19 protein-coding genes are annotated in these 21,971 nt (G+C 63.9%); 8 read left to right on the top strand and 11 right to left on the bottom strand.

Going from position 1 to position 21,971, the window contains the following annotated elements; all coding sequences use genetic code 11:
• Window positions 1–3: 3 nt before the first annotated feature.
• The 4 genes from ACODSP_RS06855 to ACODSP_RS06840 form a co-directional block, all read right to left on the bottom strand.
• Window positions 4–375 (bottom strand): c-type cytochrome, encoded by a 372-nt coding sequence (locus ACODSP_RS06855; protein ID WP_488964876.1) that lies wholly within the window; start codon window positions 373–375, stop codon window positions 4–6.
• 142 nt (window positions 376–517) lie between these two features.
• Entirely contained in the window at window positions 518–1,168 is a 651-nt protein-coding gene (locus ACODSP_RS06850; protein ID WP_488964875.1) for a TetR/AcrR family transcriptional regulator, read from the bottom strand.
• 79 nt (window positions 1,169–1,247) lie between these two features.
• Window positions 1,248–2,663 carry an amino acid permease gene (locus tag ACODSP_RS06845; protein WP_488964874.1) on the bottom strand — a complete coding sequence of 472 codons (1,416 nt, stop codon included), beginning with the start codon at window positions 2,661–2,663 and terminating at the stop codon, window positions 1,248–1,250.
• Window positions 2,664–2,827: 164 nt separating this feature from the next.
• Complete coding sequence (locus ACODSP_RS06840) at window positions 2,828–4,408, bottom strand: sodium/sugar symporter (protein WP_488964873.1); 1,581 nt, start codon at window positions 4,406–4,408, stop codon at window positions 2,828–2,830.
• 243 nt (window positions 4,409–4,651) lie between these two features.
• Between ACODSP_RS06840 and ACODSP_RS06835 the strand changes: the two genes are divergently transcribed.
• On the top strand, window positions 4,652–5,359 hold the full coding sequence (locus tag ACODSP_RS06835) for a cyclic nucleotide-binding domain-containing protein (RefSeq protein WP_488964872.1): 708 nt from the start codon (window positions 4,652–4,654) through the stop codon (window positions 5,357–5,359).
• Between the two features lie 194 nt (window positions 5,360–5,553).
• On the opposite strand, the gene ACODSP_RS06830 is transcribed toward ACODSP_RS06835, so the two are convergent.
• Window positions 5,554–6,459: a LysR family transcriptional regulator gene (locus ACODSP_RS06830; protein ID WP_488964871.1), complete on the bottom strand. Its 906-nt coding sequence runs from the start codon at window positions 6,457–6,459 to the stop codon at window positions 5,554–5,556.
• Window positions 6,460–6,561: 102 nt separating this feature from the next.
• Here ACODSP_RS06830 and ACODSP_RS06825 point away from each other — a divergent pair, with 102 nt between their 5' ends.
• The 4 genes from ACODSP_RS06825 to ACODSP_RS06810 all read left to right on the top strand — a co-directional run bounded on the left by ACODSP_RS06825 (window position 6,562) and on the right by ACODSP_RS06810 (window position 9,664).
• Window positions 6,562–7,218 (top strand): type 1 glutamine amidotransferase domain-containing protein, encoded by a 657-nt coding sequence (locus ACODSP_RS06825; RefSeq protein ID WP_488964870.1) that lies wholly within the window; start codon window positions 6,562–6,564, stop codon window positions 7,216–7,218.
• Window positions 7,219–7,253: 35 nt separating this feature from the next.
• Window positions 7,254–8,267 (top strand): aldo/keto reductase, encoded by a 1,014-nt coding sequence (locus ACODSP_RS06820; protein ID WP_488964869.1) that lies wholly within the window; start codon window positions 7,254–7,256, stop codon window positions 8,265–8,267.
• Window positions 8,268–8,308: 41 nt separating this feature from the next.
• Window positions 8,309–9,160 carry a VOC family protein gene (locus ACODSP_RS06815; protein ID WP_488964868.1) on the top strand — a complete coding sequence of 284 codons (852 nt, stop codon included), beginning with the start codon at window positions 8,309–8,311 and terminating at the stop codon, window positions 9,158–9,160.
• Window positions 9,161–9,241: 81 nt separating this feature from the next.
• On the top strand, window positions 9,242–9,664 hold the full coding sequence (locus ACODSP_RS06810; RefSeq protein WP_488964867.1) for a putative quinol monooxygenase: 423 nt from the start codon (window positions 9,242–9,244) through the stop codon (window positions 9,662–9,664).
• 44 nt (window positions 9,665–9,708) lie between these two features.
• On the opposite strand, the gene arsC is transcribed toward ACODSP_RS06810, so the two are convergent.
• The 3 genes from arsC to ACODSP_RS06795 all read right to left on the bottom strand — a co-directional run bounded on the left by arsC (window position 9,709) and on the right by ACODSP_RS06795 (window position 13,208).
• The gene (arsC, locus tag ACODSP_RS06805; protein ID WP_488964866.1) at window positions 9,709–10,137 is read right to left on the bottom strand and encodes an arsenate reductase (glutaredoxin); all 429 of its coding nucleotides are present in this window, start codon (window positions 10,135–10,137) and stop codon (window positions 9,709–9,711) included.
• Between the two features lie 23 nt (window positions 10,138–10,160).
• Window positions 10,161–10,832 (bottom strand): helix-turn-helix domain-containing protein, encoded by a 672-nt coding sequence (locus tag ACODSP_RS06800; protein ID WP_488964865.1) that lies wholly within the window; start codon window positions 10,830–10,832, stop codon window positions 10,161–10,163.
• Between the two features lie 156 nt (window positions 10,833–10,988).
• On the bottom strand, window positions 10,989–13,208 hold the full coding sequence (locus ACODSP_RS06795) for a TonB-dependent receptor (RefSeq protein ID WP_488964864.1): 2,220 nt from the start codon (window positions 13,206–13,208) through the stop codon (window positions 10,989–10,991).
• A 542-nt stretch (window positions 13,209–13,750) separates the two neighbouring features.
• Between ACODSP_RS06795 and ACODSP_RS06790 the strand changes: the two genes are divergently transcribed.
• Together ACODSP_RS06790 and ACODSP_RS06785 are read left to right on the top strand one after the other, a co-directional pair.
• Complete coding sequence (locus ACODSP_RS06790) at window positions 13,751–14,890, top strand: NAD(P)/FAD-dependent oxidoreductase (protein ID WP_488964863.1); 1,140 nt, start codon at window positions 13,751–13,753, stop codon at window positions 14,888–14,890.
• Between the two features lie 3 nt (window positions 14,891–14,893).
• Window positions 14,894–16,372: a M81 family metallopeptidase gene (locus ACODSP_RS06785; protein ID WP_488964862.1), complete on the top strand. Its 1,479-nt coding sequence runs from the start codon at window positions 14,894–14,896 to the stop codon at window positions 16,370–16,372.
• Window positions 16,373–16,856: 484 nt separating this feature from the next.
• On the opposite strand, the gene ACODSP_RS06780 is transcribed toward ACODSP_RS06785, so the two are convergent.
• From ACODSP_RS06780 to ACODSP_RS06770, 3 genes are all read right to left on the bottom strand, one after another.
• The gene (locus tag ACODSP_RS06780) at window positions 16,857–17,207 is read right to left on the bottom strand and encodes a RidA family protein (protein ID WP_488964861.1); all 351 of its coding nucleotides are present in this window, start codon (window positions 17,205–17,207) and stop codon (window positions 16,857–16,859) included.
• A 78-nt stretch (window positions 17,208–17,285) separates the two neighbouring features.
• Window positions 17,286–19,268: a serine hydrolase domain-containing protein gene (locus tag ACODSP_RS06775; protein ID WP_488964860.1), complete on the bottom strand. Its 1,983-nt coding sequence runs from the start codon at window positions 19,266–19,268 to the stop codon at window positions 17,286–17,288.
• Window positions 19,269–19,303: 35 nt separating this feature from the next.
• Window positions 19,304–20,644: an MFS transporter gene (locus tag ACODSP_RS06770; RefSeq protein ID WP_054166481.1), complete on the bottom strand. Its 1,341-nt coding sequence runs from the start codon at window positions 20,642–20,644 to the stop codon at window positions 19,304–19,306.
• A 248-nt stretch (window positions 20,645–20,892) separates the two neighbouring features.
• Between ACODSP_RS06770 and ACODSP_RS06765 the strand changes: the two genes are divergently transcribed.
• Window positions 20,893–21,864 (top strand): fumarylacetoacetate hydrolase family protein, encoded by a 972-nt coding sequence (locus ACODSP_RS06765; RefSeq protein WP_488964859.1) that lies wholly within the window; start codon window positions 20,893–20,895, stop codon window positions 21,862–21,864.
• Window positions 21,865–21,971 lie beyond the last annotated feature (107 nt).

Here is a 21,971-nt window from a genome sequence, read left to right as displayed (position 1 = left end):
CTTTCAGCGCGGCGGCTGGCTCATGAACAGGATCAGGGCGGTGTAATCCTCCGGCGTGCAGGCAAAGCATTGCCCCCCCGCCGGCATACCGTTCACACCCTCAACAATATTCTTAAGAAGTACCGGCATCCCCTTGTTCAGACGTGGTTTCCACTGCTCCACGACACCCGTCAGTGGCGCCCCGCTATCCGCCATCGTGTGGCAGGCAAGGCAGGACGCGGCATAGATCTCCGCCAATCGGGGATCGGCGGGGCGCAGGGCAGCAATGGTGGCGGCGTCAGGCGGCGGTGCTTCCTTCTGTCCGCAGGCCCCCAGGCACAGGAACGCAAGGCAAAGCAATCCCCGCAGCGCCCGCACGCTCAACGGCGTCGTCATGGCACCCCTATCAATGATGGCTTGTAGTGATCGCTAACTGATGAAGTTAGTGATAACTAATCCTTGTGCCCGACGCAAGCGGATAATGCGGGTCACCGCGGGTGCCCGTTCAGAAATGACGATGATGGTGATGCGGGTGGGGTCAGGCCTGTTCCAGGCCGTTGCGCAGACCGCCCTGCCACATGGCGGTTAGGCCATGGCAAAGGGCTTCCGGCGACTGGTCCGGGTCTTCCAGGGCCAGTTCGATGATGCTGTACCCGGCCTCAACCGCGATGCGGGCCCGCAGGCGCAATTCGGCGGGATTGGCATCGGGCAGCAGCGACAAGATCACCTCCATGATCCGGTCGGTCACCAGTTCGTGCGACTGGGTACGCACGCTGGACAGGGACGGCACCGCCCGCAGCGCCCGCATGATCCACACCGCCCCCGGCTGTGTGGCCGTGACCTGGATGGATGACAGCAGGAACTGATAATGCGCCTGGATCAGGCCATCGAACCCCTTGTCGCCATGCCCCTCCAGCCAGGCGGCCAGCACGGTATTCTGGCGCAGCATCAGGTCCTCGCCCAGGGCGGCCAGCAGGTCGTACTTGTCCTTGAAATGGCGATAGAAGACGGGCGGTGTCACGCCGGCCCGCGCGGCGACTAGATTGGTGGAGATGCGTTCGATCCCGACCTCCCCCAACAGTTCCGCCCCGGCCTGCATCAGGCGCTGACGCATGGCCAGCGCCCGTGGGGACAGGGCACCGCTTTCCGTTTCAGCGGCGGGAACGGGGGAGGGGGATGACGCGGACATGCTGCCTTTTATCTTTCTGTCGGCGGGGTCTGCCATGCCCCCTGCCGGCATCAGGACATAAGGTGGAACGGGCCGGAATTCAACTCCCGGCCTGGGCCAGAAGGCTACGTCGCCGTCCATAGGCCAGATAGACGCCGATGCCGATCAGGTTCCAGATGGCAAAGCGCACCAGGGTGCCCGTCGGCAGGCTGATCATGAAGTAAAGACAGCCGATCACGGCCAGCGGCGCCACAATCCACACCGCGGGGCAGCGGAACAGGCGCGGCAGGTCGGGCCGCGTGCGGCGCAGAACCATGACGCAGACCGAAACCGCGATAAAGGCCGTCAGCGTGCCGGCATTCGACAGTTCGGCGATCTGATCCAGCCGGAAGAAGCCGGCCACCAGCGCCACGAACCCGCCGACCAGGAAGGTCAGGCGCAGCGGCCCGCGCCGCTGCGCATCCAACTGGCTGAGCGAGCGGGGCAGCAGCCCGTCGCGCGCCATGACAAAGAACACGCGCGTCTGCCCGAACATCATCACCAGGATGACCGAGGGCAGGGCGATGATGGCCGCCGCCCCAATGCCGAAGGCGGCACCCGGATGCTCCAATCCGCGCAGGATGAAGGCCAGCGGCTCCCCACTGGCCGCAAACTCCGCGAACGGCCAGGCACCGACGGCGCAGGCGGCGACAATCATATAGATCAGGGTGCAGACCACCATGGACCCGATGATGCCGATGGTCAGGTCCCGCTCCGGGTTCTTGACCTCCTCTGCCGAGGTGGAGACGGCGTCGAAACCGAAGAAGGCGAAGAATACGATGGCCGCCGCCGCCATCACGCCGCGCACCTGCCCGTCCACGCTGTGCGAGGCAAAGCCATAAGGCATGAAGGGCGTAAAATTCTCCGGCATGATGGCCGGCGCCGTCAGACCGACAAACACGGCCAGCGCCAGGAGCTTGATGGCCACCAGCACGATGTTCAGGGTGGCGCTTTCCTTGGCCCCGCGCGCCAGCATCGCCGTCACGGCCAGGGTGATCAGGACGGCGGGCAAGTTGATGATACCCCCACCATGCGGGCCCGATATCATCCAGGCTGGCAGATGCACGCCCAGGCTTTCCAGCAGGCCGACCATATAGCCGGACCAGCCGACCGCCACGGCGGAGCAGGTGACGGCATATTCCAAAATCAGGCTCCACCCCACCAGCCAGGCCAGCCCCTCGCCCAGCACCGAATAGGTGTAGGTATAGGCGCTGCCCGCCGCCGGGATCAGCGTCGCCATTTCCGTATAGGTCAAGGCCGCGAAGACGCAGAGGATGCCGCAGGCCGCAAAGGCCAGGATCACGGCGGGTCCTGCGCGTTCCGCCCCGATGCCGGTCAAAGTATAGATACCGGTGCCGATGATCGCCCCGATGCCCAGCGCCACCAGATGCGGCCAGCCGAGTGTGCGTTTCAGTTGCCGTGTCTCGTCAACATGCGTCAGCGCGTCCAGCGCCTTGCGCCGCCCCCAGAAACTCATGCCCCTGTTCTCCTGTCTGCGGATATGGCCGGCTTTTGCCAGCTTTGTATGGATTGGTATTTTCCCTTTACCATGATGTGCCGGCGACAGCTTTGTCCAAAATGCAAAAAGGCGGCGGGCCCCACCGGACCCGCCGCCTTTACCGGTCCCCGTGAAGGGTGCGGTTACCACCAGGTTGCGTACAGCGCCACCAGGGCCAGGACCACACCGATGGCGCCCGCATTGAAGCCGGTTCCGGTGCGATAGCTGACAGTACCGGTATCGATCGTGTCGCTGCCCGCCCGCGACGGGATGACCAGCGACGCCGCCGCGGCCAGCGCCAGAGAGATGATGAACACGATGCCCATCCGGTCGATGAAGGGCAGGTCGGCCCACCAGACCTTCATCGCCCAGGACAGGGCGACCGACGCGATGGCCGCCGTGATGGCGCCCGCTTCGTTGGCGCGCTTCCAGAACAGGCCCAGCAGGAAGATCACGGTGATGCCCGGCGTGAAGAAGCCCGTGAATTCCTGAATGAACTGGAACGCCTGCTCCGACTGACCCAGCAGCGGGCGGGCGGTCAGGATGGCCAGCAGGATGGAAACCGTGGCCGCGATACGGCCCACCATCACCAGCTTGCGTTCCTGTTCGGCCCCGCCTTCGCGCACATGGCGGAACTTGGCGAACACGTCCAGGGTGAAGATGGTGGCGATGGAATTGATCTTCGACGCGGTGGAGGCGATGATCGCCGCGATCAGGGCCGCAAACACCAGACCCAGCAGGCCCGTGGGCAACAGCCGCATCATTGAGGGATAGGCTTCATCCGGCTTGGCCAGATTGGGGGCCAGGATGACAGCGGCGATCCCCGGCAGCACGATGATGACCGGCATCAGCAGCTTCAGGAAGGCCGCGAACAGCACGCCCTTCTGCGCCTCGTCCAGGCTTTTGGCCGCCAACGCGCGCTGAATGATGTACTGGTTGAAGCCCCAATAGCTGAGATTGGCGATCCACATGCCGCCGATCAACACCGACAGGCCCGGCAGGTCCATGTAATGCGGGTTGTCAGCCTTCAGGATCATATGGAAATGACCCGGCAATTCCGTGGTCAAACGCTGCCATCCGGCCAGGATGCCGCCTTCGCCACCGATCTCCCCCAGCGTCAGGGCCGCGATGATCAGGCCACCCATGACCAGCAGCGACACCTGCACGATATCGGTCAGGGCGACCGCCTTCAGGCCGCCGCGCAACTGGTACAAAAGGGCGAAGGTGCCCAGGCCGATCAGGGCCAGGTTCTGATCCACGCCCGCCACCTTGGTGACAGCGATGGAACCCAGCCAGATGATGGAGGTCAGGTTCACGAAGACATAGAGAACCAGCCAGAAGATGGCCATCAGGGTCCGGATCGACGGACCATACCGCCGTTCCAGGAACTGCGGCATCGTATAGATTTCATTCTTCAGGAAGATCGGCAGGAAGTACTTGCCCACGATCAGCAGCGTCGCCGCCGCCATCCATTCATAGGATGCGATGGCCAGCCCGATGGCATAGCCCGACCCCGACATGCCCACGATCTGTTCGGCGGAGATGTTGGCGGCGATCAGCGAGGCACCGATGGCCCACCAGGGAAGGTTCTTGGACGCTAGGAAATAGTCTGTCGTGTTCTTGGGCGCGGTGCCCGGCTTGTCACGCGAGACATATTGCGCCAGCCCGAAAATGGCGATGCCATAGAGCACGACAATAACAATGTCCAATGTGGACAGTTCCATCGATATCCTCCCCCGTTTCCCCTTGGCGCCCACCACGTCCGGCATCTGGCCGACCATGGCGGGGGCCGCTTGACGGCCACCATACGCGCAGGCACGCCATATTTGAATTATTATATGCTTAATATGTCACATTGGTCCGCCATGACGATATCCATGGTTTATTGACGCCAATGGGCCGGTTCCCTTACCAAGGGCCAGCATCTCGCGGATAACCCGAACCCACCAATAAGCCGGAATCCGACCATGAAGCCTGAAGACCTGAGTTTGGTACACAGTCTTCCCATGTTCCGGCAGGTTGAAACAGAACAATTATCCTCCTTGGCCGCACGGGGATCATTGCAGCGCTATCCGCGCGGAACCCTGCTGTTTCAGGAGGGAGACCGCGCCGATTTCCTGATGGTTCTGCTGGAAGGTGGGGTGGAACTGTTCGCAAGGGATCAGGCCGGCAGTGAAACCGTGGTGGAAACCCTGTTTCCCGTCGACAGCTTTATCCTGGCCGCCGCTCTGACGAGGGCACCCTATCTGATGTCGGCGCGCACCTTGCTGGCGTCACGGGTGCTGCTGCTGGATGCGGAGATTTTCCGCTATGCCGTTGCCGCCGATCCCGCCCTTTCCGCCCCGGTGATGGCAGAACTGGCACAACATTTCCGCCGTCTGGTCCGGCAGATCAAGGATTTGAAGCTGCGCACCGGGGTGCAGCGTCTGGGCTGCTACGTCCTGGGTCTGGCGCGGGAGGGTGATGAGGTCGTGCTGCCTGTCGATAAACGCATCCTGGCCTCTCGCCTTGGCATGACGGCGGAAAACCTGTCCCGCGCCTTTTCCACCCTTCGCGACCATGGCCTGTCGGTCCAGGGCAACCGGCTGCTGATCCAGGATCGGGACAAGCTGGTGGCCTTTTCGAAGCCGGACCCACTGATCGACGCGGCAGAGGGGCCGCTGTCGCTGACGTGAGAATCAGGGAACGTTCTTCCTAACCCTTTGAAACTTTTATATTGCCTCCCTGGCGAAGGCCGGGGCCCAGGGGCCAAAGGCACTCACTTTTCCACCTGCCTCGCTATCCGCTGCACCGCCGTCGGGCGTTTGGCCCCTGGGCCCCGGCCTTCGCCAGGGAGGCGGATATGCTTAAGCCTCAATAGTCCCGAACATCACCCCGCTGCTATCTCCCGCGCCACATCGGCCACCAGCCCCCGCAACCAGCGATGGGCCGGATCGTGGCGATAACGCACATGCCAGGCCATCTCCACGGGAAAGGTGCCCAGATCAGCAGGCGCTGGCATGACCTTAAGCCGCTTGTCGCGGGCCAGTTGCCGGCAGATCAGGCGGGGCAGGGTGGAGCAATAGTCGGTGACCGCCACCAGTTCCGGTACCGCCAGGAAATGGGTGACGGACACCGCCACCTCCCGCTTCAATGCCTGCTTCTGCAGGGCCTGGAACAGGCCGGCGCGCAAACGGCCGGGCGGCAGCATGTTCACATGCTTCAACGCCTCATACTGTTCGCGCGACAGGCTGTCTCCTATGGTGGGATGGTCGGCGCGGACCACACAGGCCAGACCGTCATCCATAATGTGCTGGACCACCAGATTGTCGGGCGGATCGGTGATGCGGCCGATCACCATGGCGGTACTGCCCGACACGACGCCGGTTTCCGCCAGATCGGTGCCGAACGGCGTCAGGCGCAGCTTGATCCCCGGTGCCTGTTCGCGCAGCCGCGTCACCACCGCCGGCATCAGCACATATTCGACGTAGCTGTTGGGCGCGATGGTGAACAGGCGGTTGGCCTGTGCCGGATCGAAATCCTGCTGCCCCAGGACGATATCGTCCAGCGTGGCCAGGGCGGCGGCGATCACGGGCGCCAGTTCCTGCGCCTTCTCCGTCGGCTGCATGCCATAGCGTTCGCGGATGAACAGCGGATCGCGCAGCATCACGCGCAGCCGGTTCAACGCGTTGGACAGCGCCGGTTGCGTCATGCCCAGCCGTTCAGCGGCACGGGTCACGTTACGCTCTTCCATCAGCGCGATGAAGGTGGGCAGCAGGTTCAGATCGTAACGCATCAGTTATAATGTCATGTGAATGTCTGAAATAGAAAGGATAAATTTCCGAAATATATCAGGCGAAGGCATGATCCGGACATCCCAAGCCACGGAGCCCACGCGATGTCCAAGATCCTCTTCATCCTGACCAGCCATGACCGCATGCTGAATGGCGAGCCGACGGGCGTCTGGCTGGAAGAACATGCTGTTCCCTATCTGGCCTTTACCCGCGCCGGCCATCAGGTCACCGTGACCTCCATCGCCGGCGGCAAGGTTCCGGTCGACCCGAAAAGCGCGCCGACCGTTGAGCAGGCCAATGCCTGGGAACAGGCGATTGCCACGCTGTCCGACACGCCGGCCTTTGACACGCTAGATAGCGATGGTTTCGACGCCGTCTATATGCCGGGCGGCCATGGCACGGTCTTTGACATGCCGTACAACAAGAAGCTGCACGACCTGCTGTTCCGGTTTGATGCTACGGGCCGGGTGATTGCCGCCCTGTGTCATGCTCCTGCCGTCTTCGCCGGCATGCGCCGCCCCGACGGCACGCCCTTCATCGCGGGCCGCACCGTCGCCGCCTTCACCGATGCGGAAGAACGGGCCGTGGACGGGGTGGAAAAGGTGCCCTTCCTGTTGGAAACTCGCCTGAAGGAACTGGGCGCCATCCATCACGGCGCGCCCGACTGGACCTCCAATGTCATCCTGGATGGCAATCTGGTTACCGGCCAGAACCCGCAATCCTCCGCTGCCGCCGCCACGTTGCTTCTGGGCCTGCTGTAAGCCCCCCCGACCTTCAGACCTGAAAGGAATTGATCATGAGCCTCAAGAATATCCTGACCAGCCGCCTTGGCTTTGGTGCCGCCCCGCTGGGCAACATGTTCCGCGCCATTCCGGAGGAGGAGGCGCTGGCCACTGTGGAGGCGGCCTGGAATGACGGTATCCGCTTCTTCGACAATGCCCCCTTCTACGGCGCCGGCCTGGCGGAAATCCGCATGGGTCAGGCCCTGGCCGGTAAGCCGCGCGACGAATATGTCATCGCCACCAAGGTTGGCCGCCTGATCCTGGACGAGGTGGAGGATGTCTCCGCCCGCGACCTGGGCGAAAAGGGGGAGGTGTTCAAGCACGGCCTGCCCAACCGTATCGTCAATGATTATTCCGCCGACGCTACCCTGCGCTCCATCGAGGATAGCCTGAAGCGGTTGAAGACCGACCGGATCGACATTGTCTGGGTGCATGACGTGGCCCAGGATTTCTATGGCGATGAATGGCTGGATGTCTTTGAGACGGCCCGCAAGGGTGCGTTCAAGACCCTGGACCGGCTGCGGGATGAGGGGGTGATCAAGGCCTGGGGCCTGGGTGTCAACCGGGTGGAACCGATCGAACTGCTGCTGGGCCTGGAGGGCAACCGTCCCGACGGCTTCCTGCTGGCCGGTCGCTATACGCTGCTCGACCATGACAAGGCCTTGCAGCGGGTGATGCCGACGGTGGCCGAAAGCGGTCTGGGGATCATTGTCGGTGGCCCCTACAGCTCCGGCGCCCTGGTCGGCGGCCCTAACTTCGAATATGCCCCGGCCACGCCCGCCATCCTGGACAAGGTGGCGCGCATCAAGGCCCTGGCCGACCGCCACGGCATCAGCATGAAGGCCGCAGGGCTTCAGTTCGCGCTGGCCAATCCCGCCGTCGCCGCCGTCATTCCGGGCGCCAGCCGTCCGGACCGCATCGCCGAAGACAGTGCGGCCCTGGCGGAAATCATCCCCGCCGATTTCTGGCGCGATCTGCGCGCCGCCGGTCTGGTCAATCCGGCCGCCCCGCTGCCCATCGCGGGCTGAACCATCCCCCTTGTTCCATCCTTTTCACCATGGAGATGAAAATGGCTGATCAATCTGTGCAGGACGTGGCAGGCATGGGTCGCCGCGATGTGATCCGCAGTGCCGGTGCCGCTATGATGGCGGGTCTGGCCGCCGCCGGTGCCACACCGGCCCCGGTGCAGGCCGCAGGCAGCACCATCAGCGCCGCCGCCCGCAACAGCGGCCCCTTGGGTGCCCGTCTGCAAGGCGTGCAGCATTTCGGCCTGACGGTCCAGAACATGGACCGCGCCTATGAATTCTATACCCAGGTCCTGGGTGGTACGGAGGTGATGCGCGACGGTGACTTCCAGGGGGAGCGCATCCACAACACCCTGCTGACCGATCAGGAGATCGAGGCGCGCGACCGCAGGGTCAATCCCCGCACCATGGGCGTGCCGGACCTGAAGGGCGGGGCACAGCGGCTGGATGTGCGCTTCATCCAGTTCGACAATGTCGTGATCGAGCTGCTGCAATATCGCGACGCCGAACAGCCCATGGGTGGCGGCAACAGCTTTGCCGAACCGCTTGATCATATGAGCCCGGCCTTCCCGCGCATGATGCACATCTGTTTCCATATCCGCGACGATGTCGATTTCAACCTTTTCATCCGCGATCTGGAGGCCGAGGCGGCCCGGCGCGGCATGAATCAGGTGCGCGCCAACCGCGTCGTCACCGTCACGTCGGAGGCCGAGCGCAGCACTACCTCGCTGGACGCCAACTCCAACCCGATCACCGAGGGCAAGTCCAACGGCTGGCGTCTCATCTATGCCAAGGGGCCTGAGGGGGAACAGCTTGAATTCGTCCAGGCGCTTGGCCCCGTGAAGAAGACCTTCGACGACGCCCTTGCCGCCCGCCGCCGGCTGGTGGCCGGCTGAATGCCTGCCCTGATCCAACCCTGCTGTACCCACCCTGAATAACGGCGCCGGCCCCGTCCGGCTGCCGGATGGAGACCTATCATGTTCAATTCCAGTATCCGCAGCGCCCTGGCCGGCACCATCCTGACGGCCAGCCTTCTGACCGGTGGCACACCGGTGATGGCCGCCGAACAGCCCCTGATCCGCTATGCCGGTCTACCCGACGGCGCCTATGCCGTGGTGGCCCGCATTCAGGCCAAGCCCGGCAAGGAGGCGGCCCTGCGCGAGGCGTCCCGCCGCCTGATCCCGCAGGTCCGGGCCGAACCCAACAATCTGGTCTATTTCCTTCATGAAGACCCGACCGCACCCGGCCAGTTCACCTTCTACGAAATCTTCGCCAGCAAGGCCGATTTCGATGCCCATGTCGCGGCCCCTCATGTCCAGGAATGGTTCGCCGGGCTGCCCGGCCTGGCCAACGGCAGCGTGCAGGTGACGCCGCTGACCATCCTTGCCGATCCGCAGTGACCGGAACCTGAACGCATGGCAGCCGCAGTCCTTCGGCGTGAAGCTCAGCGGGGGAGGCGGTGGCCGGCTGCATCCACCACCGCCTCCCCATCCTCCTTACTGAACGCGGCCTTCTGCGCATCGGGCAGGATGTCCAGCACCAGTTCCGATGGCCGGCAGAGGCGCACGCCCAGCGGCGTCACCACAATAGGCCGGTTGATCAGGATGGGATGCGCCATCATGGCATCCAGCAGGGCATCATCCGGCAGCGACGGATCATCCAGCCCCAGTTCTGCATAGGGTGTGCCCTTTTCCCGCAGGACGGCCCGCACCGGCGTACCCATCCGCGCGATCAGGTCCACCAGCGTCTTACGCGCCGGCGGTGTCTTCAGATACTCGATCACCTCCGGCTCGGCCCCGCTGTTGCAGATCATGGCAAGGGTGTTGCGGGAGGTGCCGCAGGCGGGGTTGTGATAAATGGTAATGCCGGTCACGATGCTTCTCCTGCCCTGGTCCTTCACACCTTTTCCGGCTTCTTCAGGCTGACGGTGGGTTCATTCACCAGCAGGGCCTTGGCCAGCGCCGGTTCCGGGCTGGAACAGACGGACAGGGTGCGGCACGGGCCGTCGGATGCGGCCAGATAGGCATGGCCCATGGTGCTGTCCAGATAGATGCTTTCCCCGGCCTTCACGATGGTGGGCGCATAGAATTCGGTGTGAACTTCGATGGCACCCTCCATCACATAGATGAATTCCTCCCCCGGATGGCGGACCAGGGAACCGAATTCCTCCATGGTACGGGCGCGATGTTCCACCAGGATGGGGATCATCTTCTTGTGCGTGATGTCGGTGTTGAGATAGCGGTGGCGGTAATTCTTGGTGGGAACCTCCGCATCCTCCCCGCCGCCCCGGTCAATGCTGCGCCGTGTCATCATGGCCACGGGCGCGGCGGAGGGGGCCGCCGGTTCGCTTGCCGGGGCCGGATCGCCCGTGAACAGAGTGCCGATATCAACGCCCAACCCCTCGCACAGGCTGACGATCTTGTCGAAGGTCAGGGACATGCGGTCATTCTCGACCTTTGACAGGGTGGAAACGGCCAGACCCGTCCGTTCCGCCACATCGGCCAGGGTCCAGTCGTTCTGAAGACGCAGCCGGCGCAGGGCCTTGCCAATCGGTGCTCTCCGCGTCATCTGCTCACAACCCCCGGTTCACGCCGCATTTTCCGTTCCTGCGGGTTTGGTTAGCGCTTCGGAAAATAAAAAATGCCACAGGGGCGGGGGTGAATGAAACCCCTTTCCCTGTGGCAAGTCACAGCAGTTGAAGCGGGAGCGTTACAAACCCATCAATCAGTAGGTGAAATCGACACTCAGCCCGATGGTGCGCGGCTGCACGACCGTCCGGTCGATCTGCACCGGGCTGCCCAGCGCGCTTGTGATCAGGTCGGCGGTGGTCGTCGCATGGGAATTGGCGGCGTTGCGGATATAGAAGCGGACGGCCACAACATCATTCTGCACCCCCGCATTGATATCCAGCACGCCATAGGCCTTGGTCCGCACGAATTCGGGGGAGCTTTCGGGATCGCTATGCACAGCCCCTGTCCAGCGATAACCACCGCCGGCATTGGCCGTCCATTCGCCGGACAGGCTCCATTCATAATCAGCGGTCAGGGCGAAGGAATATCGGGGGATCAGCGGCAGACGGTCCCCATCCTGCGCGCCCACCTCCGCGATGTCGCCTTTGAAACTGGCGTCCGTATAGGCGCCATTGGCCCCCAGACGCCAGCCTTCCGCCGGCACGAACACGGTTTCAAATTCCAGCCCCTTGCTCTGCGCCTTGCCGCCATTTTGCAGGAAGGAAACCCCGCCATTGGAACCGGCGATCTGGATATCCTTCCAGTCGATATAGAAGATCGACGCATTGGCCTGCAGCCGCCCGTCCAGCAGCGTGGATTTCACGCCCGCCTCGTAACTCACCAACGTATCGGCATCCACGCTGGGCGGCACATTCGGCAGAGCAACGTTCGGCCCGCCGGGGCGGTAGGAACTGGCGACCCGGCCATAAAGCGTCACATCCTCATCCAGGCGCAGGCGCGGGCTGGCCATGAAGGTCAGCACATTTTCCGACGATTTGCCTGGCACCCGCTGCGCCCCACCCAGCAGGGCACCATCGGAAATCTGTGCGAAATCCTGGTTATTATGGGCCCAGCGCAGGCCGGCGGTGATGTCGAACCGGTCGGTCAGGGCGACGGTGGCATTGCCGAACACCGCCACCTCCTCATAGGTCGTGGGCAGGCTGGCGATGGCCAGCGGATCCAGTCCCGCAATGGAACTGCCGCCCATGGTCTGGGCGCTGGCCGTCTGAAGGTTGGTGCTGTCCTCCCAGGTATAGAACCCGCCCAGCATCCATTCGAACCCGCCACCGCTGGGCGATGCCAGCCGCACCTCCTGCGTGAATTTCTCGTGATCCAGCAACAGGTCGAACCGCGACAGGCCCGCCGGAACCGCCCCACCCGTCAGGGCCGGGAAAGCGACGCCATAGATGGCGCTGGCATCCTGGGCCGTATCCACCTTGGCCGTGGAGTAGGAGGAGGCCGAGGTCAGGCTGGCAAAGTCCAGATCCCAGTCGATGGTGGCGGTATAGAGATCCAGATCCTTGGCGAAAGGCTGGTCCATGTAATACTGGCTGTCCAGCCGGCCTGCGATGGGCCGGTCGGTCGCCGCATCATAGGCGACGACGGCATTGTTGCGGCTGTCGACCTTCTGGAACAGGGCCTGCAGGCGGACCGTCACCGGTTCCACCGGACGCCACAGAAGGGCAACGCGCGCCCCCTTCTGGGTGTTGTCGTTGATGTCATCGGCGCCGCTGCGGGCATTGCCGATATAGCCCTGGTTCTTCTGCTTGTAGAGACTGGCCTGCACCGCCAGTTGGTCCTCGATCAGCGGCAGGTTGACCTGTCCACGCACGCCCCAATTGGCGCCACCAGCCCCGTTGGTACCCGACATGTCGCTGCCCAGCCGTATCTGGGTTTCCTTCAGGTCGGGCTTGCGCGTCACATATTTCAGAAGGCCGCCCATGGTGCTGGCGCCATACAGCGTGCCCTGTGGTCCGCGCAGCACCTCTACCTGCTGGATGTCATAGGGGAACAGATCCAGCGCATAGATGGCGGCGCGGGCATAATTGGCACTGGAACCCAGCGGCGTATCGTCGATATAGGTGCCGACCGTCGCACCCGGCCCCACGGGTGCGACACCGCGCAGCGCCAGCGACACCTGTCCCGGCGTGCCGCCGCTGCTGATGGCCAGGCCCGGCATATAGGCGGCGTAGTCAGCGACGCCCGTCGGGCTTGACCGTGCAATCCGCTCGCCGCTCAACACCGAAACGGAGGCCGGCACGGTCTGGAGGTTTTCCAGACGTTTCTGCGCCGTCACGATGATCTCTTCCAGCAGCAGCGGCTCCGTGCTGGTCGCCTGCGCCGCTGCTGGCAGCATTGGCAGCACCGACAGGGTGATGCCGGCCAGAAGTCCCTTGTGCGCCTGCCGACGCCGCGTCTCACACCTGAAAACCATTGAAATTGCCTTTCCTGTCCGAGGCTGGGGCCGTTGGCCGGCCCCTTTGCGTTGGGACGCACGAACCGGTTCCGGCCCTGCCCACAGGGGGGGGGCGGTCGCGGAGGCACGTTTGATTGATTACCAGAAAATTAAAACAGGGTTCCGTACAGTGGTCAACAAGGATTATTCCTATGCGAAAATTTTATGATGATGTCAGGCGTTTGCGAGGTAATCCCTCTTTGGATCGCGTTTACGGTGACTGTAGGCACCCCCATCGTCATCCCGGCGGAAGCCGGGACCCAGTGTAGAGCGGCGTCCGCGGCGACATGGGCCATATCGGCGCTAACCGCGCCTTACGCTGGGTCCCGGCTTCCGCCGGGATGACGAAGAAAACATGTTTCCAATCAAAAGAAGGCTGCTCCAGAGGGTGCCTCCAACATCATGCAGGTAAGCAATCAGCCATTATGGCGCCGTGCTCACCACCCGCGACATTCACTATACGAAAAATATTTGACATATCCGCCAAGAATGCCGACCATGGCGGGCAAGGGAGGTTCCAGATGCAGGAATTCGACATCGCGATCATCGGTGCCGGTATTGGCGGCGCTTCGCTGGCCGCCATGCTGGCGGATGCGGTTCCGGGCCGGCGCGTGCTGCTGGCGGAACGGGAGGGTTTCCCCGGCTATCACACCACGGGCCGGTCGGCGGCGCTGTATTCGGTCCTTTATGGAAACAGCACCGTCTGTGTCCTGACGGCGGCCAGCCGCGCCTTTTTCAACGATCCGCCGCCGGGTTTTGCCGAACACCCGCTGCTGACCCCGCGCGGCGTGCTGTATATCAGCGATCAGGTGGATAGCGATGCCGTGCGGGAGGTGAGGGAATCCGCGGCCCGTACCGGCACCCGCGCCCTGCCGCTGACCCCGGGCCAAGCGCGCGACATGGTGCCCATCCTGCAGCCCGGCCCGTTGCGCGACGCGCTGCTGGAACCCGACGCCATGGATATGGATGTCCATGCCATCCATCAGGGTTTTCTGCGCCGGGCCAAGGCCGGTGGGGTGGAACTGCGCAGTGACGCCCCGTTGCAGGCGGCATCCTGGGATGGTTCCGCCTGGACCCTGACCTTTCCCGGCGGGCCGGTGCGTGCCGGCAAGCTGGTGAATGCCGCCGGTGCCTGGGCGGATGATGTGGCCCGCATGGCCGGCGTGCCGACCGTGGGCCTGATGCCGCTGCGGCGGACCGCCATGATGCTGGACCCGCCCGCCGGCTTTGACATTCACCGCTGGCCCGCCGTCATTGATGCGGGCGGCTCCTTCTATTTCAAGCCGGATGCCGGGATGATCCTGGCCTCTCCCGCCGATGAAACGCCGTCACCGCCCTGTGACGCGCAGGCCGATGAATGGGACATCGCCGTCTGCATCGACCGGGTGCAGAACGCCGCCGACCTGCCGGTGCGCCGCGTCTCGCGCAGCTGGGCCGGCCTACGCAGCTTTGTGGCCGACCGCAGCCCCGTGGTGGGTTCGCCCGCCCTCCATCCTGCCTTCTTCTGGTTTGCGGCCCAGGGTGGGTACGGTATCCAGATGGCACCGGCCCTGGCGCGTGTGGGGGCCAGCCTGCTGGACCATGGCGTGCTGCCGCCTGATATTGCCGATGCCGGCGTCACCATCGCCGACCTGTCGCCCGACCGCTGCCAGGGGGATTGACCCATGCGCCTGTTCATGGCCGTCGTGGCCACCGAAACCAACAGCTTCGCGCCCATGCCGACCGGCCTGGGCAGTTTCCAGGAATATGGCATCTATCATGGCGACGCCTCGCGCCGGCCGGATACGGAGGGTGGAGCCTTCCTGCGCCACTGGCACCGCCGGGCCGAAGCGGCGGGTATCGAGGTGGTGGAGGGGCTTTGTGCCTATGCCCAGCCTGCGGGCCGCACCCTGGCCCCCGTATGGGACGGGTTCAAGGCAGAGGTGCTGGACGGCATCGCCAAGGCCGGCCCCGTCGATATGGTCCTGCTGCTGCTGCACGGCGCCATGATGGCCGTGGGCCAGGATGATTGCGAGGGCGACCTTCTGGCCGCCATCCGGGCACAGGTGGGGCCGGACGTGGTGATCGGGGCCGAACTGGACCCGCATTGCCACTTGTCACCTGCCATGCTGGACAGTGCCGATATCCTGATCGCCATGAAGGAATATCCGCATACCGACGGTGTCGAACGCGCCGATGAACTGTTCGACCTGTGCCTGGCGACGGCGCGTCGTGAAATCCGCCCTGTGATGCGCGATTTCGACTGCCGCATGATCACGCTCTACCCCACGACGGTGGAGCCGATGAAAAGCTTCGTCGCCGATATGAAGGCGGCGGAGGGTCATGACGGTATCCTGTCGGTATCGCTCGCCCATGGTTTCCCCTGGGGCGACACGCCCTGGACCGGCACGCGCATGTGGGTGGTGGCCGATGGCGATGCGGTAAAGGCCGCATCCACCGCCCGCGCCTTCGGTGAACGGCTTTATCGGCAGCGGGAAAGCCTGCGCCCCAATGTCACCAGTATCGACACCGCCCTGGACAAGGTGCTGGCCGCAACCAAGGTGCCGGGTCGTCCGGCGGTACTGGCCGATGTTGCCGATAATCCCGGTGGTGGGGCGGCGGGCGACAGCACTTTCATCCTGCGTCGCCTGCTGGACCGGGGCATCGGTAATGCCGCCATCGGCTGTTTCTGGGATCTGGGCGCCATCAATATTTGCGTGAATGCCGGTATCGGTTCGCATTTCGATCTGCGGTTGGGCGGCAAATGCGGCCTGGCCTCGGGCGATCCCGTCGATCTGCCCGTCACTGTCCGCAATATCGTGAACAATCATGTCCAGACGGGTCTCGACAAGGAACCGACCGCACTCGGCCTGTCGGTATGGCTGGAAGGGCCGGGCGGCCTGCATATCGTGCTGGCCAGCCAGCGCAGCCAGGTATTCCAGTCCGATGCCTTCACGGGCCTGGGTATCGACCTGTCGGGTCTGGACCTGATCGTGGTGAAATCGACCCAGCATTTCTATGCCGGCTTCGGTCCCATGGCCTCTATGGTCCAATATGTCTCCACGCCCGGCGCCATCGCCCCGGAATTCACCACCATCCCCTATCGCACGCGCGCGCTGGATTTCTGGCCACGCGTAGCCGATCCGTTGGGTCTGGATACCTGACGGCAGTTCGCTCCAGTTGAGGGACTTGACCCCGGATGGCCCGCCGTCCGGGGTTTTTCTTTAAATCGGGTGTACGGTGACTGGAAGCACCCCTTATCGTCATCCCGGCGACAAGCCGGGACCCAGCGTAGAGCGGCGTCTGCCGCGATAAGAGTCATTTCGGCGCTGACCGCGCCTCACGCTGGGTCCCGGCTTGCGCCGGGATGACGAAGAAAACGCGTTTCCAGTCAGAAGAAGTCCGCTCTAAGGGGCTGGAGTAGCGGGACGGGGGTGCGATTGCTGACTTCCTGACCAATCCTTGCTATGATCCACGCCATCAACGCCACCCGTGTGCCCGCTCCATCCAACGCCCCCATTTGGGGGCGCGGTCGGGGCGTGAACGGCGAAACACACCTTTATTTTCTGTTCCATCTGGTTGCACGAAGCCGATTTTCGGTCGGAGTGGACACGCCATCACCTCCGAATGAGGGGGTTTGCGACCCGGTCACCGCCGCTTGGCCACCGCCTCGATCTCCACCCTGGCGCCGGGCAGCATCAGGTCGGCCCGCACCGTGGACCGGGCTGGGCGATGACTGCCGAAACTGGCGGCATAGGCGGCGTTGAACGCCGGAAAATCGGCGGTATCGGTCAGCCAGACCGTGGTCTTCACCACGTCCGACAGGTCCAGCGCGAAGCTGGCTAGTACGCGGTTCAGATTGGCCAGGACCTGTTCGGTCTGCCGGGCCACGTCATCGGGTGCCACGATGGCGCCATCGGCAGCAAAGGCCAGCTGGCCCGACAGGAAAATCAGATCCCCGGCAGGCAAGGCGGGGGAAAGGGCAGGGGCGACAGACATGGGTTCAAATCTCCGCAAGAGGCAAAGAAAAACCCCGGACGGCATGGGCCATCCGGGGGCGGGAGCGATTGAAACGGCTCAGTAATCCAGCGCGAAACTGATCAGGTGGAACCGTTCGACCAGATAAAGGAAATAGGCGAAGACCAGGATCATCAGGCTGGCCCGGATACGCGCCCACCATCCGGCTGCCGGATCGGTCCACAGTTTCCAGGCGCGCCACCCCGCCGGCAGCAGGCCCAGCACACCCAGCAGCCCCGCCAGTTGCAGCAACCGCAGGACCAGATCGATCTCCCCAAACATCAGCGGATCGATGGCCAGCGTCATGACCAGCGCAAAGCCTGTCAGGCAGCTCACCATCATCAGCGCCGATCCCCGCACCAGCCGGTCAGCCAGCAGATGCTGGCCCGTCAGCGGGTGGGGCCGGCCATAGCGGCGGCGAACCAGGGCGGCCACGGGCCACCAGATGACGGCAAACAGGGCGATGGCCATGGCGATGCCCAGGGCCGGCAGGTTCCAGCCCTTGTTGATGCCCGTCGGCACCGGCTGGGCGATGAAGATGGCGGGGTAGTCATCGGTGGTGATGCCGGTAACGCGGCCATTCTCATCGGTCTTGGTGTGCATCAGGCTGTCGGTGCCCACCTCCTGCCAGCGGTCGGGCGCCACCTCGCGCCAGCGCTTTGGAATGCCGGCATAATCCCGGAACAGGGTGAATGTGGCGGTCCCATCCTCATTGGTGATCAGGTCGCCCTGGCCGAACAGGTTGATCATGCTGACCAGCGTGCCCTCGGCCTTGCGCGACATGTAGAAGGTGCCACCCACCGGCACCTTGCGTGTCACCGGCTCGGCCTTGGCAGGCGCCGGGGCGGCCTTGGCGGGGAAGTAACGGTCGGCGAACATACGGTGCAGTTCGTTGCGGATGGGCCCGCGCGACATGTCATCGCCGGTGCTGTTGAAGGAGATGTACAGGCCCACCCCTTCGTCCAGCCACATGGCCAGATCGCTGTGGAACAGGGTCGTGTCGCCGCCATGGCCCATGATGCGGTAACCGTTGCGGTTCTGCTCATAGAAGCCCAGGCCCATCGCCAGTTCCTGGCCGGGCAGGGGGCGGTATTGCGGCTTCCACATCTGTGCCAGGCTTTCCGGGGTCAGGATGCGGCCACCCGGCCCCTCCCCCTGGTTCAGCAGGGCGATCATGAACCGGCCCATATCGGCCCCGCTTGCCGACAACGAACCCGCCGGGGCATGGTTCACCACCTCGAACGCCTGCGCCGGCTCGCGCGAGGAGACATAGCCCTTGGACATCAGCGGGGCCAGATGGGCGGGCAGCGGCTGCGCCATGCTGGAATGCTTCATGTTGGCGGGCGCCAGGATATGCTTGTCGATATAATCCTCGAACCTCTCCCCGCTGACCCGCTGCACGATCAGACCGGCCAGGGCCGTGGCATAGTTCGAGTAGGCGGGCACGGTGCCCGGCTTATAGGACCGTTCCGGGACCCAGCGCGACAGCAGTTTTTCCAGCTCCAGCGGGTGATCCTGACCGCGCACGATCAGGTCGCGCACCGTCTCGGCAAAGCCCGCCGTATGCGTCATGACATGGCGCATGGTGATGGGTTCGGGCCAGCTATTGGGGATCTTGAAGTCCAGATACTGGTTGATATCGGCATCCAGGTCGATGCGCCCCGCCTCCACCTGCTGCATCACCGCGATCCAGGTGAACAGCTTGGAGATGGAACCGGGCCGGAACAGGTGCTTTTCGGGGTCCACCGGCTCATTCGTTTCCCGGTCGGCGACGCCGTAGCCCTTGGCAAACAGGATCTGCCCATCCTTGACCACGGTCACCACGGCACCCGCGATGTCCCCGCGTTTCAGGGCGTAGGGCAGGAAGCCATCGACCATCAGTTCCACATCTTCCCGGATCAGGGGATGGGCGATGGGGGCGGTCATCTGAGTTGCGGACGCGGCGCCGACGGTGGGGGCCGGGTCCTGGGCCATCACCGCTGGTACGGCGGACAGCCAGGTTGCGGCCAGAAGCGGGATGATCAGGCTTTTGCGCAGTGTCATGGATTGGTTCCCTGTTCGTTGGTTTCTGTTTTGGTTCAAGTATTTGCCGCGCGGGCCAACCGTTGGCGCACGTCGCGGTAATGGGGCAGCGACCGCCACATGGCGAGCGCTGACAGCGCCAGCAGCGGAATGCCGGTCACGCTGATCGACAGGCCGACCGCCAGCGGATCGGCAAAGACATGGTCGGTGGTCACCGCCACCAGCGTCGGCCCCAGGCCCAACCCGAAGGCCGTATAGGCAAAGGCCTGCACCGCCGTCGTCATGCCGCGCAGTTCTGACGGCACCAGATCCAGGATGGCCGCGATGCCGACCCCGGCGCCGATGGCCAGCAGGAAGGCATAGGCCGTGAACAGGACCAGCGTCAGGCCGACCCCCGGCATGACCCCGAACAGCAGGCAGGGCACGCCCAGGCTGACGGCGGCGGCGGCAACCATCGGCTTGGCGGTGGAGTGGCCGCGTGCCTCCAGGAAATCGGCCAGCAGCCCGCCGACAATGGTGCCCAGCCCCGCCACCCCGATCAGGATGGAGCCCAGCGCCGTTCCCGTCTCAGACGGGGTGAAGTCATGTACCCGCATCAGCAGCGACGGTGTCCAGCTATTGGCCCCGTAATCGACAATCTGGGTTAGGGTCAGTCCGCCCAGCAGCAGACCGAATGCCCAACGATTATCAACCAGATAGCGGCGCAGCGTATCCAGCCCCGGCTTCACATCACCGCCCAGGCTTTCCTGCCGTACCGGTTCACGGATGGTGGCGACCAGCAGGGCCAGGACGACACCGGCGAGCCCCAGGGTCAGCAGCACGGCACGCCAGGGCGCGACCCCGGCGGACTGTGCCAGACCGGACAGGGCACCCAGGCTGAACACATCGATCAGGATACCGCCGACCAGCGTGGCCATGCCGGCCCCCATCACCATGCCTCCGATAAAGATGGCAACCGCCGTGCCGCGCCGATGCGGCGGGAACAGGTCGGGCACCATGGACAGCACCGCAGGTGCCAATGCCGCCTCCCCGATCCCCACCAGGATGCGGGCGCCGAACAGCTGCCCATAGGACTGCGCCAGACCGCACAGCGCGGTGGCCAGGCTCCAAAGGCCGATGCCGGCCAGGATCAGATTACGACGCCCGTGCCGGTCGGCATGCCGGCCCATGGGCAAGCCGGCAAAAGCATAGATGATGGCAAAAGCGGCGCCTTGAAGGAAACTCACCTGGGTATCGGTGATCGCCATTTCAGACCGGATCGGAGCAACCAGCAGGTTCAGGATCAGGCGGTCGGTATATGACAGAACGGCGGCCAATGCGAAGATGACGATGGCGTACCAGGCGCGGGCATCGGCTTCCCGCTTGGGTCCCGGATCGGGCGGCGATGATAAGGACATCCCAGCTCTCCCTGTTGTTCTTTTCTTATATGAAAAATTTTTCCGAAAAGATAGTGCCACTTTATATGGGCTTGATCAGGGATTGGGTGTGGGGTTTACATTCTGTCTTGAAACAATATTGATCATACGAAAACGTTGTCGGCCCATCTATCGCTGGCGCCGATAGGATGGATCGGCAATCCCGACTTAACGGATGGGACAGCCCATGCCTATGTCGCCGTTCAACGCTGAACACCATGGGATTGAAGATGAAGCTCGCAAGCCTTGACCTTGGTGGCCGTGACGGACGGCTGGTGGTGGTTTCCCGCGATCTGGGCCGCGCCGTCGCCGCGACGGGCATCGCGGAAACCCTGCAGGCCGCCCTTGACGATTGGGCGGTGGCGGAACCCAGGCTACTGGCCCTGTCGGCAGCGCTGGAGGCCGGAACGGCCCCGGATGCCTTTGCCTTTGACCCCGCAAAGGCCCTGGCACCGCTGCCGCGTGCCTGGCAATGGCTGGATGGATCGGCCTTCCATGCGCATGGTGAACTGATGGCGAAGGTGTTCGGTATCACCAACCCGCAGCATGGCAAGCCCCTGATGTATCAGGGCATGTCCCACCGCTTCATCGCCCCTGCCGCACCTGTGCCCTTTCCCACCGAAGCCGACGGCATCGATTTCGAGGGGGAATTTGCGGTGGTGACCGGTGATGTCCCCATGGGAACCAATGCTGATGCCGCACGCAGCCATATCCGTCTGGTCATGCTGGTCAATGACTGGTCGCTTCGTATCCCGGGTCGGGCGGAAATGGAGACCGGCTTCGGCTGGGTCCAGGCAAAACCCGCCTGTTCGGCGGCCCCCATTGCCGTAACGCCGGATGAGCTGGGGGAAAACTGGGCCGATGGACGTATCCATCTGAACCTGCTGGTCGACTGGAACGGGGCGCGCTTCGGGGCGGCCAATGGCGGGGCCATGGGTTTCTGCTTCGGGCAGCTGATCGCCCATGCCGCCCGCACCCGCGACCTGTGCGCCGGCACCATCATTGGCTCGGGCACGGTATCGAACGAGAATTACCGGCAGGTCGGGTCCAGCTGCATCGCTGAACGGCGCGGGATCGAGATGCTGGATGAAGGTACGGCCCGTACCGGCTTCCTGCGTTTCGGTGACCGGGTGCGGATGGAGGTGCTGCGCGACGGACAAAGCGTCTTCGGTGCGATCGACCAGGAGGTCGTGAAGGGCTGAACGGGACCTATCGCCGTAGCCGATGCATTGTATCGGTATAAACGGCTTTAGTGATTTGTTCGGCGGGCTTATGGTTGGTGTCATGGAGGTCCGCGACGGCGGCCCCC

The sequence above is a fragment of the Niveispirillum sp. FG156 genome, from assembly GCF_057809555.1.
This window is presented reverse-complemented; position numbering and strand designations above follow the sequence as displayed.